Source organism: Nonomuraea sp. NPDC049141, from assembly GCF_040648415.1.
In the GTDB taxonomy this organism is placed as follows: Bacteria; Actinomycetota; Actinomycetes; order Streptosporangiales; family Streptosporangiaceae; genus Nonomuraea.
The window spans coordinates 277,978-292,086 of the sequence record NZ_JBEZDR010000015.1; the positions used below are offsets into that span (position 1 = coordinate 277,978).

General features: G+C 69.9%; 12 protein-coding genes and 1 tRNA gene. 1 reads left to right on the plus strand and 12 read right to left on the minus strand.

From position 1 onward, the window contains the following. Window positions 1-38: 38 nt before the first annotated feature. The 7 genes from AB0B91_RS39835 to nadD form a co-directional block, all read right to left on the minus strand. Window positions 39-2,882 (minus strand): beta-galactosidase, encoded by a 2,844-nt coding sequence (locus tag AB0B91_RS39835; protein ID WP_358331397.1) that lies wholly within the window; start codon window positions 2,880-2,882, stop codon window positions 39-41. Window positions 2,883-2,954: 72 nt separating this feature from the next. Next, the gene (locus AB0B91_RS39840) at window positions 2,955-3,110 is read right to left on the minus strand and encodes a hypothetical protein (RefSeq protein ID WP_358331400.1); all 156 of its coding nucleotides are present in this window, start codon (window positions 3,108-3,110) and stop codon (window positions 2,955-2,957) included. A gap of 736 nt (window positions 3,111-3,846) precedes the next feature. Then, window positions 3,847-3,919, minus strand: a tRNA-Ala gene (locus AB0B91_RS39845). A gap of 65 nt (window positions 3,920-3,984) precedes the next feature. After that, window positions 3,985-4,968, minus strand: coding sequence for a TetR/AcrR family transcriptional regulator C-terminal domain-containing protein (locus tag AB0B91_RS39850; protein ID WP_358331403.1), 984 nt, complete (start codon window positions 4,966-4,968; stop codon window positions 3,985-3,987). 194 nt (window positions 4,969-5,162) lie between these two features. Then, complete coding sequence (locus AB0B91_RS39855) at window positions 5,163-5,786, minus strand: histidine phosphatase family protein (RefSeq protein WP_358331406.1); 624 nt, start codon at window positions 5,784-5,786, stop codon at window positions 5,163-5,165. After that, complete coding sequence (gene rsfS, locus AB0B91_RS39860) at window positions 5,783-6,178, minus strand: ribosome silencing factor (RefSeq protein ID WP_358331409.1); 396 nt, start codon at window positions 6,176-6,178, stop codon at window positions 5,783-5,785. The genes AB0B91_RS39855 and rsfS overlap by 4 nt, the downstream gene beginning before the upstream one ends. A 91-nt stretch (window positions 6,179-6,269) precedes the next feature. Next, window positions 6,270-6,887 (minus strand): nicotinate-nucleotide adenylyltransferase, encoded by a 618-nt coding sequence (gene nadD, locus AB0B91_RS39865; protein ID WP_358331412.1) that lies wholly within the window; start codon window positions 6,885-6,887, stop codon window positions 6,270-6,272. A gap of 108 nt (window positions 6,888-6,995) precedes the next feature. Here nadD and AB0B91_RS39870 point away from each other — a divergent pair, with 108 nt between their 5' ends. Continuing rightward, entirely contained in the window at window positions 6,996-8,027 is a 1,032-nt protein-coding gene (locus AB0B91_RS39870) for a M48 family metallopeptidase (protein WP_358331477.1), read from the plus strand. 65 nt (window positions 8,028-8,092) lie between these two features. Here the strand turns inward: AB0B91_RS39870 and AB0B91_RS39875 are convergent, their stop codons facing one another. The 5 genes from AB0B91_RS39875 to obgE all read right to left on the minus strand — a co-directional run bounded on the left by AB0B91_RS39875 (window position 8,093) and on the right by obgE (window position 14,058). Then, window positions 8,093-9,865: a protein kinase gene (locus tag AB0B91_RS39875; RefSeq protein ID WP_358331415.1), complete on the minus strand. Its 1,773-nt coding sequence runs from the start codon at window positions 9,863-9,865 to the stop codon at window positions 8,093-8,095. An 82-nt stretch (window positions 9,866-9,947) separates the two neighbouring features. Then, on the minus strand, window positions 9,948-10,124 hold the full coding sequence (locus tag AB0B91_RS39880) for a hypothetical protein (protein ID WP_358331418.1): 177 nt from the start codon (window positions 10,122-10,124) through the stop codon (window positions 9,948-9,950). Window positions 10,125-10,190: 66 nt separating this feature from the next. After that, window positions 10,191-11,471, minus strand: a complete 1,281-nt coding sequence (locus AB0B91_RS39885) for a glutamate-5-semialdehyde dehydrogenase (protein ID WP_358331421.1) — start codon at window positions 11,469-11,471, stop codon at window positions 10,191-10,193. 40 nt (window positions 11,472-11,511) lie between these two features. Then, entirely contained in the window at window positions 11,512-12,630 is a 1,119-nt protein-coding gene (gene proB / locus AB0B91_RS39890) for a glutamate 5-kinase (RefSeq protein WP_358331424.1), read from the minus strand. A gap of 75 nt (window positions 12,631-12,705) precedes the next feature. After that, window positions 12,706-14,058, minus strand: coding sequence for a GTPase ObgE (obgE, locus tag AB0B91_RS39895; RefSeq protein ID WP_358331427.1), 1,353 nt, complete (start codon window positions 14,056-14,058; stop codon window positions 12,706-12,708). Between the last annotated feature and the right edge of the window lie 51 nt (window positions 14,059-14,109).

A 14,109-nucleotide genomic window follows, 5' to 3' on the forward strand; every position in this document is an offset into this window, starting at 1 on the left:
GAAATTTTCCCTGGCACCATCCCGCTAAAAACTTTCTTTCACTTGCGGGCGCCACCTCGGACGTTGCCCGCCGTGACCAGGCTCACCGGGCCCAGGGCGGTGCCGGTGGCCGTCGTGACCGCGAGCGCGAGCGTGTTGTCGCCCAGGGGATCCAGTACGCCCTCGGGCAGGGAGAAGTCCCGCTGCGGGCCGAGATCGCCGGAGTACTGGCCGAGGTTCCAGCCGTTCAGGAACACCAGCACCCGTGCACCGACCGGAAGCTCGCCACCGAACCGCAGGGCGATGGGCGTGTCCTGGTCGCCGGGCAGGTTCAGCCCGAACGTGGTCCGATACCACCGCACACCAGGGGTCTGGGCGGACGGCGTGGACGTCTCCTGCCATGAGCCGTCCCGGTATCCGGGCAGGTGCCAGCCGGCCCGCTCGCCGTACAGGCCGCCGGTGTTGAGCGGACCGCGTGCGGGATCGACCAGTTCACGGCCGCCCCGGGCACCCTGGATCTTCCAGGAGATCGCTGCCGAAGACCCGCTGACGGCCGCGCCGAACAGGCCGCGCGGCTGCTTGAACCGGTTGTCGTCGGCGGTCCAGTCGTCGTTGTGGCCCATGTTCTGCACGAGGACCGCCAGGACGGCCTGCTCGCCCGGCTTGAGGAGCCCTGCGGGGATGGCGAAGTTCCCGGGGCCGGGATCTGGGTTGCGGGTGTCGGAGTCCGCCTGGGTGCCCCCGGCGGCCGAGCCCAGGTAGTGACCGTTCAGCCAGGCCAGGTACGTCCCGCGCCGGCCGGTGATCGCGTTGAGCGCCACCTGGGTCTCCGTGCCGGTGGCGGTGAACCTGCCCCGGTACCAGACGTTCCCGTAGTCGAACCCGTACTCCTCGGCGAACAGGACGGGCTGGGTCTTCGGCGCGTACGGGATCGCGGTGGTGGTGTGGTCGGCCACGGTCCAGGTGGAGTCGTCGAAGCCGGGCACCGCCTCGGGCGCCTCCGCCATGGTCCGCCAGCGGGTCAGCGCGGGCAGGCGAACCGGTCGGGGGCCGGGCAGGGACCCCAGCAGGGAGCCACTGGGCGTGCTGGTGGCCGCCACCTTCTCGCCGTTGACGACGAGAGCGCGAGCGGTGCCGAACACCTCGACGTCACCGGCCCGCGCGCTGTCGACGCGCAGGCTGACGGTGTCCCCGCGCACGTCCGCCGACCGCAGCAGCGAGGTGCCGCGCACGAGGACCGAGCCTGCCTGCCAGAACGTCGCCGCCCGCGCCTCGGTACCGAGCAGGAGCAGCAGCGGACGCCGGCCGCCACCGGTGATCAGCACCCGGGCCAGGCCGGTGTGCGTGTAGTTCAGGGTGAGATCGCCCGAGGCGTAGGCCGAGGTGACCGCGCCGTCGAGGACCTTGACCACGGGAGCGGAAGAGTAACGCAGCACGGTCCGGCCCGCGGACCCGTCGCTCCCGTACAGCACGGCGAGGTCCCGGCCGCCCGTGGTCAGGTGGGTCATGATCTCGGAGGTGGAGTAGACGAGCCGCTGCCCGCCGAGGTCGTACCCGGCGACCAGGACCTTCGCCTCGCGCCCGCGCACCTGGACGGGCACGGAATAGCCGCCGTCGGGCGTGGTCCAGGCGAGCGTGGCCGCGTCGGTGGAGCCGGCGGCGCGGTCGGCGTGCCGCACGAGCACGAACTGGGTGCCGGTCCCGGGATTGGCGCGGGTCACCGTGGTCACCGCCGGATTGTCGGAGGCAGGGCCGGTGACGGGGTCGGTCTCGGCGATCGGGGTGACGGCCCGCAGGAAGTAGCCCTGCCGCTTGAACTCGTCGTACTTGTCCGTCAGCTGCCGGGTCTCGGTGATCGCCGCGCCGTAGTCGTAGGAGGTGTAGGCGTCGTTGGGCTGGGCGAGCCAGCCCCAGTTGGTGCCGCCGTAGCCCATGTAGTAGCTGAACATCGTCGCGCCGCCGGTGATCAGGTTGTTCTTGTAGAAGAACCGCATGTAGGCGGGCCCGGTCAGCTCCCTGCATCCCGCGTACCCGGCGTTGAGCGTGTCGATGGCGCCGGCCTGGTACTCGGCGGCGAACACCGGGCTCCCCTGGCTCGCCCGCTCGGTGACGCCCTCACCCCACGGACCCCAGGTGCTGGCCGGGTTGGCGCAGTCGAAGGACTGCGGGTAGTCGTCCACGCCGGGAAGCTGGACGGCCCCCAGGCCCGAGGACCAGTCGGTGGTCCAGGACGCGTTGTCGCAGCACTGGTTGTGGCTGATCGGCACGTCGATCCCGTCCGCGCGGGCCTTCGACTGGATGTCCGCCATGTACTGCCGGTCGGTGTTGACGGCGTACTCGTTCTCCGCCTGGTAGACGATCACCGAGCCGCCGCGGGTGATCTGGTGCCGGGCGATGATCGGGTCGATGTGGCCGAGCCAGTCCCGGTACGCGGCGGTGTAGCCGGGATCGCTGGACCGGCCCCGGCCCTCGACCGTCTTCAGCCAGGCGGGGAAGCCGCCGCCCGTGGTCTCGGCGTTGATGTACGGTCCGGGGCGCGCGATGACGTACAGACCGGCCCGTTCGGCCTCCCGCAGCAGCCGGTCGACGTCACGTACGCCGGTGAAGTCGTACACGCCCGGCTTGGGCGAGTGGTAGGCCCAGTCGAAGTAGAGCGAGACCGCGTTGAACCCGCCGGCCTTGAACTTCTCCAGCACGTCCCGCCACAGAGCCGGGCTCGGCAGCCGGAAGTAATGGAACTCCGCCGCCTGGACCACCACCCGCCGCCCGTCGATCTTCAGCGAGTAGCGGTCGTAGGTGACCTCGTGCGCCCGGCTCCGGGCGGCGCTCGCGGGTGGCCCGCCCAGGGTGAGGACGGCCAGCAGGATCGCCAGGAACGCTGCGCTGAGACGACGGGTTCGCACCACGATCCCCCTGCCACCGACGGCCTTTAGTTTGTTTTATCACTAAACCAACTGCCGTCAACAACCCCTCCCTCACCCGGCGACACGGAACCAGAGGTTCGTCGACTGCGGCGCGCCGGCCAGGCTGAGGCGTTCGAGCTTGACGTTGGTCCCGCCCGGCCGGTCGAACAGCCGGACCCCGTCGCCGAGCAGGACGGGCGCGATGAACACGAGGACCTCGTCGAGCACCCCGGCCCCTTGGAGACCACACCGCCGGCCGGATTTTTGGCGGCCGCACCGTCGGCCGGACCTGCACCATCCGGACCTGCGGGGGCCGCGCCACCGGCCGGAGACACCGCGACGACCGGTGCCAGCGCACCCGAGCCGACCCCGGCACCCGATCCACTCCCCAACGCGCACACCAGGCCGGCTGTCATGGCAAGGACCAGCCCGGCCCTGGACAGCCGTCGCCCGACAGCAGCTCTCTTCTTGTGGTCCGACACGTGCACCCCAGGTCAAGACGGCGAAATCCGCAGTGATCATCCACTCGTGACGCATGCTACGGGCCGGACCTGGCGCTCCTAATGCGAGCACTGATATGACAGCAGCTCTTATGAAATGGGCGTGTCGCCACTGATAACGAGAAAAATCCCTGAAAACCAAAGCGCTCCATTAACCGAGCCCAGACCTCCGGCGAATTCGCCATCCAACGTCGAAATGACAAGCACGCTTAAATCAGCCCGAATGACCAACAGGGAAAAAGCGGGCGAAGCCCGCACCCAAAAAAGAAAAAACGCCCGAGCGAAGCGAGGCCCTACAGGGGGTCGGGCCATTGGCCCGACTGGCAGAAAACAGCCCTCGCAAAGCGAGGCCCATTGGCCCGACGCTGGGGGTTCGGGGGTTATCCCCCGATGTAACTAAGGAGGATGCTCGGGGAGCATGCCCCCCGAAGGGGGACATGCGACCAAGCCACCCCCATCCGACGTGGAGCTATGGGGATTCGAACCCCAGACCCCCTCCATGCCATGGAGGTGCGCTACCAGCTGCGCTATAGCCCCTGGTCACCGCTACGAGTTCACTCGTTGCGGCGCTCCGAGAGCATATAGGCATCCTTGGGATTCGCCTAATCGTGGCGTCCGTGCGCCACCCCGGCCACCAGAACGGCCAGCCCGTCCAGCTGGCGCCGCAGCCCGAACTCGAAGAGCGAGTCCAGGTCGAGGTCGAGTCCGGGCTGCACGATGACCCTGGCCATCGTCGGGAAGCCGCCGGAGGACAGCACCTCGGCCAGTTGCCCCTCCCTGGCCCGCGCCCACTCGTCGTTGCTCTCCGCCCGCTCCTGGACCTCGGCCTCCAGGCTCGCCGCGACCCCGCGGACGAACCCGGCCAGGGACACGCTGGCGTGCAGCATGGCGTTCGGGGTGAGTCCGAGGCCGTCGATGGCCCGCAGCACCCATTCGGTGTGCGCCATTCCGTTGCGGACGAACTCGGGCCTGGTGAGCGGGATGGCCTGGGACAGCCAGGGGTGGCGGCGGTAGAGGCGCCATTGCAGCCGCAGCGACACCTCCAGCTGGGCGCGCCAGCCGGACGGCGGCTGCGCGGGCAGCGGTAACTCGCCGTAGGCGGCGTCGGCCATCAGGTGGACGAGCTCGACCTTGTTGCGTACGTGCCGGTAAAGGGACATGGCCGAAGCGCCGAGCTCTATGGCGATGCGGCGCATGGTGACGGCGGCCAGCCCTTCGCTGTCGGCGATCTTGATGGCCGTGCGGAGGATGCGCTGCTTGGTCAGGTCCGGTACGGGCCGGCGGGCGAATTCCAGCGTCCCGCCACGGCCGCCGTCGGCCAGTCGATCAATCCGGGTCAATCCATCCGAATCTTGCAAGTGGTCGGCATGCTCGACCACGACCGTGCCGATCCCCGGCACCGGACGTACCAGCCCTTCGTCCCGGAGCGCGCCGATCACCTTGGTGGCCGTGGCCATCGCCACGCCCCAGTCCCGCATGATCTGCCGCGTGGACGGGATCCGGTCCCCCGCCACCAGCTCCTCAGCGGCGATCCGCCGCCGCAGCTCGCGGACGATCCGGAGGTAGGGCACCTCACCTCGATCCACCGCGCAATCTCCTCATCGCTCTAGTGCACCGAACGACATAACACCACATCGTCTCCGCCACCCGCACTAGAGCGATAAATCCTGGTATTCCGCGAAAGATCAGCACCGCCCTATGGCACGCGTACGCCGTACACCCCACAGACCTAGGGCAGCCGAAACCCGCCACACGACGTTCGACGCGCGGCGAGGAGAGGCTAGGCGTCAGGCCGGTCGTCGCTGTTGACGGGCTCGGGCAGCGTGCCCGCGTTGTGCTCGAGCAGCCGCCACCCCTTACGCCCTTCCTGCAGCACCGACCAGGAACAGTTGCCGAGCCCGCCCAGCGCGGGCCAGAGCTCCTCGGGCAGCCCCAGCATCTCGCAGATGCCCAGCCGCAGCGCCGCGCCGTGCGAGGCCACCACCAGCAGACCGTCGTGGTCGAGCCGCTCCGCCCAGCGGCGCATGGCGACGGCCACCCGGCGGGCCACCTCGCCGACCGGCTCGCCGTCGGGTGCCTCCCAGGCCACGTACTCCTCCGGCCAGCGCGCGGCGATCTCGTCGCGGGTCAGGCCCTCCCACTGGCCGCCGCCACGCTCCCGGAAGTCCTTGTCGACGGAGACCTCGAGGCCGACGATCCGGCCGAGCGCGAGCGCGGTGTCGTTGGCCCGCTGGAGGTCGGAGGAGACGATGGCCGTGGGCCGCAGCGACGCCAGCAGTGACGCGGCCCGGGCCGCCTGGGCGACGCCGGTCTCGTCGAGCGGGATGTCGGAGTGGCCTTGAAAGCGGTGCTCGACGTTCCAGAGCGTTTGGCCGTGCCTGAGGCAGACGATCCTCTTGCTCAAGTGCGGGCCCGCTGGATGTTGGCCTGCGCCACGCTCTCCGGCAGAGGGATGGCCGGGCAGTCCTTCCAGAGGCGCTCGAGCGCGTAGAAGGTGCGGTCCTCCTCGTGCTGCACGTGCACGACGATGTCGAGGTAGTCGAGGAGCACCCAGCGGCCCTCTCGCTCGCCCTCGCGGCGTACCGGCTTGGCGTCGGCCTCGGCGCGCAGCTTGTCTTCTATCTCGTCCACGATGGCGCGGACCTGGCGATCGTTCGTGGCGGAGCAGAGCAGGAACGCGTCGGTGATGACGAGCTGCTCGCTCACGTCGTAGGCGAGGATGTCATCTGCCAGCTTGTCGGCCGCGGCCTCGGCGGCGATCTGGACCAGCTGAACGGCTCTTTCGGATGCGGTCACGATGCGGGTCGGTCCTCCTGTGTCGGCAACATGCCCCTATGTCGAGGGTACCCGTTAGCGCTCTGGAGCCCCACGTACGGCACGAGTACCTTCAGCCCTCCGCATGATAAAGGCCGCGCTTGTTGATGTACTGCACAATTCCATCCGGCACCAGGTACCAGATCGGCTCGCCCTTCTCCACTCGCTGCCTGCACTCCGACGAGGAGATGGCCAGGGCGGGGATCTCGAGCAGGGTCACCTTTCCCGGCGGCAGGCCCGGATCGTGCAGGGTGTGACCAGGCCGCGTACATCCCACGAAATGGGCGAGCTCGAACAGCTCCTCGGCGTCCTGCCAGGTGAGGATCGCCCCGAGGGCGTCGGCGCCGGTGATGAAGTAGAGCTGCGCCTGTGGTCCATATATTTCGGAAATATCACGCAAAGTGTCGATGGTAAAAGTGGGTCCGGGCCGGTCGACGTCCACCCGGCTCACCGAGAAGCGGGGGTTCGACGCGGTCGCGATCACGGTCATCAGATAGCGGTCCTCGGGCGCGGACACCTCGCGCTCCGACTTCTGGTAAGGCCGGCCCGTGGGCACGAAGACAACTTCGTCGAGATCGAAATGGTGAGCCACCTCGCTGGCGGCGACCAGGTGACCGTGGTGTATCGGGTCGAACGTCCCACCCATCACACCCACGCGTCGCAATCCCCGGACACTCGGCGCGTTCATCATGAAAGGACCCTACGCGGAAGCTATCCGACACCATCATGGGACCCCCCGCCGACCTACGCGGTGACGAAGGTAAAGATGAACGCGCATCGTCCCGGCTGCCGACGTAGCATGCCGGGCATGACGACCACCCCGGACCGAAACCGCGTCCAACTGCCCGGCATCTCGTCTCGTGCCTACGAACACCCCGCAGACCGGTCCGCGCTGGTCGCTCTGCGTAAGTTGAGTGGGTTCGACACGGTTCTTAAGCAGATGTCCGGCCTCATCAGTGAGCGCCGCCTGCGCCTGATGTACCTGGCGTCGGCCGTGCGCGTGAGCGAGACCCAGTTCCGCTCCCTCTACGACATGGGCCGCGATGCCGCCTACGTCCTCGACCTGCACCGGATCCCCGAGATCTACGTTCAGCAGGACCCGCAGGTCCAGGCCAAGGCCATCGGCTTCGACGACCCGTTCATCGTCGTGACCACCGGCCTGCTCAACCTCATGAACGAGGAGGAGCAGCGCTTCGTCATCGGGCACGAGACCTCGCACATCCTGTCGGGTCACGCCGTCTATCGGACGATGCTCGACATCCTCACCCGCCTGGCCACCCGCGTCGCCTGGATCCCGCTCGGCTACATCGGCCTGCGCGCGATCGTCGCTGGCCTGGAGGAGTGGTACCGCAAGTCGGAGCTGTCCTCCGACCGCGGCGGCCTGCTCACCGGCCAGGACCCCGACGCGGCCAAGCGCGCGCTGATGAAGCTGGCCGGCGGCGCCTACACCCACGAGATGAACATCGAGGCGTTCCTGGAGCAGTACCAGGAATACGACACCGCGGGCGACCTTCGCGACGGCTTCCTCAAGGTGCTCAACCTGCTCGGCACCACCCACCCGTTCGCCGTGGTGCGCGTGGCCGAGCTCGACAAGTGGCACCGCGGCGGCGAGTACGAGCGCATCCTCGGCGGCGACTACCCGCGCAGGGAGGACGACCCGAACGCCCGCGTCACCGACGAGATCAAGGCCGCGGCCGAGTCCTACCGCGCGTCGTGGTCCCAGTCGCAGGATCCGTTCATCGGCGTGCTGCGCGACGTGGCAGAGGGCGCGGTCAACGCGGGCGAGCGCATCTTCAACCGCTTCTCCCGCCGCGACGGCGGCCAAGGCTAGCTCAGCAGCCACAACAGCGTTCAGCAGTCAGAGAAGCATTCAGTGGTCAAAGCAGCGTTCAGCAGTTAAAGAAGCAACGCGATAGCGCGCACAGCCGCCGCGCACAGGGCGACGAACCCGCCCAGCACGGCCAGTGCGCGCAACCCTTCCCTGCGCAGGTCCGGCAGACGAGCGCCGACCCGCTCGATCTCGCGTCCGGTGATGCCGCCGCACAGCATCCCGAACACGACACCCGCGGCGGTGACCGGCGCGGGCTGCTGCCACCAGTCGGAGTCGATCTGACCGCCACCGATCAGCCAGAGCGCGCCACCCGCCGCCATCGCGACGGGCACGCCCGGCCACGCCACGGCGGTCGCGGTCGCCCCGGCGAACGCGAACGGGAAGAGCACCACGCGCAGGGTCACCCTGACCCGGCGTGACACGCGCTTCCTGACCATCCAGTGGCTCATCCAGAGCGTCCTGGTCAGCAACACGAACACGGCGGTGATCCCGATCGTCGCGATCGGCCAGATCACCGACGCCACCACACACGGCACGGCCAGCACGGCGAGCAACAGCAGCGCCGCGTTGCCCGCGGGCAACGCGGTGGCGCCCGACTCCGACCTGAGCCCGGTGTCGCGGGTGCCCGCCGTCCGGGGCTTCCCGGTCACGGCCCTCGCGCGGCTCCGTACGGGCGTGGCCTTCACGCCCTCGCCCGTACGGCTCCGCAGCACCGCGCTCTTTCCGTCCGTGGCCATCCGGCCCCGGGGAGCGGGCACCTTTCCGTCCGTGTTCGTACGGCCTCGAGGCGCCGGGACCTTCCCGTCCGCGTTCGACCGCGTACGCGGCGCGGGAACCTTCCCGTCGTCAGCGGCCGTACGAGTGCGTGGCTTGGCCTCCTCACCGGTCCTGCTACGCGGCTTGGCCTCTTCACCGGTGCGGCTACGCGGCTTGACGTCCTCCGCCGTACGAGTGCGCGGCTTGGCCTCCTCCCCGGTCCGGCCGCGTACCGCGGCGCCCTCCTCGGCCGGCGACACCGCGCGGGCGGGATCGGGCTCGGGCGGGCTGGTCACCTTGGCCAGCCGTGACAGGCGGTCGGCGAGCAGCGCGGCCGTCGGGCGCTTGCCCGGCTCGCGGTTCAGCGCGGCCCGCACCAGCGACAGCAGCGCCACCGGCACGCCCTTGAGGTCGGCCTGCCCGTTGAGCACCGCGTACATCTGCGCCTCGGCCGTCCCCCGCCCGAACGTCGGCCGCCCGGTCGCCGCGAACGACACCGTCGCCGCCCACGCGTGGATGTCGGCGGGCGAGTCGACCTGCTCGTCGGCGAAGATCTCGGGCGCCGTGTAGCCGGGCGTGCCGAGAAAGGTGCCGGTCATGGTGAGCCGGGTGGCGTCGTGCACCTGCGCGATGCCGAAGTCGATGAGGACCGGCCCCTCGGCGCCCATGAGGATGTTGGCGGGCTTGAGGTCGCGGTGCACCACCCCGGCCGCGTGGATGATCGCGAGCGCGGTGGCGATGCCCTGCGCCAGCTCGACCAGCTGCGCCATGTTGAGCGGGCCGCTGTGGCGTACCCGATCGAGCAGCGTGGAGCCCTCGATGTGCTCCATGACGAGGTATGGCCGGTCGCACGACAGGTCGGCGTCGAGCACCTTGGCCACGTACGGGCTCTCAACCCGGCGCAGGGCCCGGACCTCGCGTTCGAGCCTGACCCGCATGGAGTGGTCTTCGGCCAGCTCGTGCAGGACCTTGAGGGCGACCCGCTCGCCACGGCGGGAGCTGGCGAGGTAAACCTCGCCCATTCCACCCCGGCCGAGCCTCTCAAGCAGGGTGTACGGCCCGACCTTGCCGAGCTTGGTCACCGTCCCTCCCCGCCCGGCGCGCCCATAAGGGACACAACCCTAGCGCTGGGAACGCTGAAAGCGCTTGCGGCGCGCCGAAGCTTTATTGGCGGGGTTGCTCGGACAGCATGCTGTCGAGCTCGGTCGTGGGTTCCGTCGACAGGTCCTTGCGGCCCTTCCTTCGCCAGTGGATGTGGCCGCGGCTCTCCAGCCAGAGCAGCAGCCGGTCCGCGCCGAACAGCACCGCGGCCGAGCAGGCCAGGGCGATGACCATCTCCATGAGGTCCAGTCAACCGAGCTCCTCCGCTGACCGGTCACACCGACACGCCGCCGCTGCCCAATCCCGTCAGGCCCCTGACCTGGGAATGACCGTACCGGCTGACGTGCGTAGATGCCCTTCGCCGGTATAGACCCATTTGGTGGACGTCAACTCGGGCAGGCCCATCGGGCCGCGCGCGTGCAGCTTCTGGGTGGAGATCCCGATCTCCGCACCGAACCCGAACTCGGCGCCGTCGGTGAACCGGGTGGAGGCGTTGACCGCGACGGCCGCCGAGTCGACCAGCGACACGAACCTGCGCGCCGCCTGCTGCGACCGGGTGACGATGGCATCGGTATGACCCGAGCCGTAGCGCCGGATGTGGGCGACGGCCTCCTCCAGCGAGCCGACGACGGCGGCGGCGATGTCGAGCGAGAGGTATTCGGCGAGGAAGTCGTCCTCGGTGGCCGGCTCGACCTCGCCGTAAGCGGCGATCCGGTCGTCGCCGTGCACGGTCACGCCCGCGTCCTTGAGCGCCTGCAGCGCCCTGGGCACGAACGCGTCGGCGACCCCGGCGTGGACCAGGAACGTCTCGGCCGCGTTGCACACCGACGGCCGCTGCGCCTTGGCGTTGATCAGGATGTCGACGGCCAGGTCCAGGTCGGCGTCGGCGTCGATGTACACGTGGCAGTTGCCGACGCCGGTCTCGATCACCGGGACCGTCGACTCCTCGACCACCGAGTTGATCAGCGACGCGCCACCGCGCGGGATCAGCACGTCGACCAGGCCGCGGGCTCGCATCAGCTCCTTGACGGAGTCGCGCGTGAGACCGGGCACGAGCTGCACCGCCCCGGAGGGCACCTCGGTGCCCTCCAGCGCCTCCTGCATGACCCGCACCAGCACGGTGTTGGAGGAATAGGCGCTGGACGAGCCCCTGAGCAGGGCCGCGTTGCCGCTCTTGAGGCAGAGCGCGGCGGCGTCGACGGTGACGTTGGGGCGGCCCTCGTAGATGATGCCGATCACGCCCAGCGGCACCCGGAGCTGGCGCAGCTCCAGGCCGTTGGGCAGCGTGCTGCCGCGGATCACCTCGCCGACGGGGTCGGGCAGGTCGGCCACCTGGTGGACGGCCTCGGCGATGGCCTGGATCCGGCGCCCGTCGAGGCGCAGCCGGTCGATCATGGCCTCGGGCGTGCCCTGCTCCCGCGCCTGCGCCACGTCCTTGGCATTGGCCTCGACGATCTCGGCGGTGTGGGCGACGAGCGCGTCGGCGATGGCGCGCAACGCCCGGTCCTTGGGCGCCCGCGGCAGCGGGGCCAGCTCGGCGGCGGCCTCTCGCGCCGCGCGGGCGACCTTCAGGAACTCCTCGGACATCACACGCTCCTCTGCGGGGGACTCTCAGCGCCCCGGCTGCTTAGTTGTGGGCTTCCAGTATGACGATGTCGTCGCGGTGGATCAGCTCGCGTTCGTATTCCGGACCGAGCTCGTTGCCCAGCTCCCGGGTCGAGCGGCCGAGCAGCCCGGGAATCTCCACCGCGTCGAAGTTGACGAGCCCCCGCGCCACCACCGCGCCGCGCGGCCCGCACAGGTCCACCGGGTCTCCGGCCGCGAAGTCGCCCTCCACCGAGGTGACCCCGGCGGGCAGCAACGACTTGCGCCTGGCGACGATGGCCTCCACCGCGCCGGCGTCGAGCAGCAGCCGCCCGCGTCCCGTGGTCGCGTGGGCGAGCCAGAGCAGCCGGGTGCCGGGGTGCCGGCCGCCCGGGTGGAAATAGGTCCCGACATCGGCCCCGGCCAGCGCCTGGGCGGCGTGCGCGGCGGCAGTCAGCACGACGGGCACCCCGGCGCCGGTGGCGATCCTGGCGGCCTGCACCTTGGTGACCATGCCGCCGGTGCCGACGGCCGCGCCGTTCTTGCCCAGCTCGACGCCGACCAGGTCCTGTGGGCCGCGGATCTCGGCCAGCCGCCGCGACCCGCTGCGGCTCGGCGGGCCGTCGTAGAGGGCGTCGACGTCGGAGAGCAGGACCAGCGCGTCGGCGTGGATGAGGTGGGCGACCAGGGCCGCCAGGCGGTCGTTGTCGCCGAAGCGGATCTCGTCGGTGGCGACGGTGTCGTTCTCGTTGACGATCGGCACGATGCCGAGCTCCAGCAGCCGGTTGAGGGTGCGCTGGGCGTTCGCGTGGTGGGCGCGGCGCATCATGTCGTCGGCGGTCAGCAGCACCTGTCCGACGCGCAGGCTGTAGCGGGCGAAGGAGGAGGTGTAGCGGGCGACCAGCACGCCCTGGCCGACGGACGCGGCGGCCTGCTGGGTGGCCAGGTCGCGGGGGCGCGCGGGCAGCCCCAGCGGGCCCAGGCCCGCCGCGATCGCCCCCGAGGAGACCAGGACCAGTTGCGTCCCGGCGCGGCGGCGGGCGGCCAGCACGTCGACCAGGGCGTCGACCCGGTCGACGTCGATCGTCCCCTGGGGGGTGGTGAGCGACGACGAACCGACCTTGACGACGACCTTTGACGCTGAGCTGATCTGTTCCCGCACGCTACGAAGCCTATCTGAGCCCGGCCACCCGTCTCCGCCCGGTTTCCCGCCCACCGCCCGGGTCTGAGAGCTTCTCTAGCCGAACCTGTTGTCGCTGCCGCGCGGTCCCTGTCGTACGGACTCGGCGTTGAGCGTGGGCTGCCAGTCGAAGACGTACCCGCCCTCCATCGACCCGATGACGACCTCGGCGCCCGCCGTGGCCCCGGCCTTGACCAGCTGCTCCTCGACACCGAGCCGCTCCAGCCGGTCGGCCAGGTAGCCGACGGCCTCGTCGTTGGTGAAGTCGGTCTGCCTGATCCAGCGCTCGGGCTTCTCGCCGGTGATCTGGAAGAGGTTGTCGTTGACCCGGCGGACCTTGAACCCGGCCTCGCCGAGCTGCTTGGGCCTGAGCACCAGGCGCGTGGGCTCCTCGACGGGCTTGGCGGCCCTGGCGGCGGCCACCCATTCGCCCATCGCGAACGTCAGCTCCCGCAGCCCGTCGTGGGTGGCGGCCGAGACGGTGAACACCTTCAGCCCCCGCTCCTCGAACTCGCCCCTGACCAGATCGGCCAGCTCACGGGCGTCGGGCACGTCGGCCTTGTTCAGGACGACCATGCGGGGGCGGTCCTCGAGCTTGCCGTACGCCTCGAGCTCGGCCTCGATCACCTGGTAGTCGGTGATCGGGTCGCGTCCCGGCTCCATGGTGGCGCAGTCGATGACATGAACGAGCATGTCGCACCGCTCGACGTGGCGCAGGAACTCGTGCCCGAGCCCCTTGCCCTGCGACGCCCCCGGGATCAGCCCCGGCACGTCGGCCACGGTGAACACGGTCTCACCCGCGGTCACCACGCCCAGGTTCGGGATCAGGGTGGTGAACGGGTAGTCGGCGATCTTCGGCCGGGCCGCGGACAGGGCCGCGATCAGCGACGACTTCCCCGCGCTGGGGAACCCGACGAGCGCCACGTCGGCGACGCTCTTGAGCTCCAGCATGACGTCGAGCGCGTCCCCCGGCTCCCCGAGCAACGCGAACCCGGGCGCCTTGCGCTTCGTGGAGGCCAGCGCCGCGTTACCGAGCCCGCCGTAGCCGCCTTCGGCGATGACGTACCGGGTCCCGACGCCCACCAGGTCGACGATCACCTCACCGCTGTCGGCGTCCTTGACGACCGTCCCATTGGGCACGGGAATGATCACATCCCCGCCGTTGGCCCCGTCCCGGTTGGACCCCTGGCCCTGCTTGCCGTTGTCGGCCTTGCGATGTGGCCTGTGGTGGTATTCGAGCAGCGTGGAGGTGTTGGGATCCACCTCAAGGATCACCGCGCCGCCGCGCCCGCCGTTACCGCCGTCGGGCCCGCCCAGCGGCTTGAACTTCTCCCGGTGGACGGACGCACACCCGTTGCCCCCGTCACCGGCCTTGATGTGCAGCACCACTTGGTCCACAAAGTCAGCCATCCCGGCCCCTCCTCCTAGGCCGATCAAGGCCCATCACATAACCCAGTCCAC

Bases quoted from the DNA above. Each gene is read 5' to 3' on its own strand.
- nadD (WP_358331412.1), bottom strand. From the start codon at position 6,887: ATGATGAACGCGCCGAGTGTCCGGGGATTGCGACGCGTGGGTGTGATG.
- AB0B91_RS39870 (WP_358331477.1), top strand. From the start codon at position 6,996: ATGCCGGGCATGACGACCACCCCGGACCGAAACCGCGTCCAACTGCCC.
- AB0B91_RS39880 (WP_358331418.1), bottom strand. From the start codon at position 10,124: ATGGAGATGGTCATCGCCCTGGCCTGCTCGGCCGCGGTGCTGTTCGGC.
- AB0B91_RS39885 (WP_358331421.1), bottom strand. From the start codon at position 11,471: ATGTCCGAGGAGTTCCTGAAGGTCGCCCGCGCGGCGCGAGAGGCCGCC.
- obgE (WP_358331427.1), bottom strand. From the start codon at position 14,058: ATGGCTGACTTTGTGGACCAAGTGGTGCTGCACATCAAGGCCGGTGAC.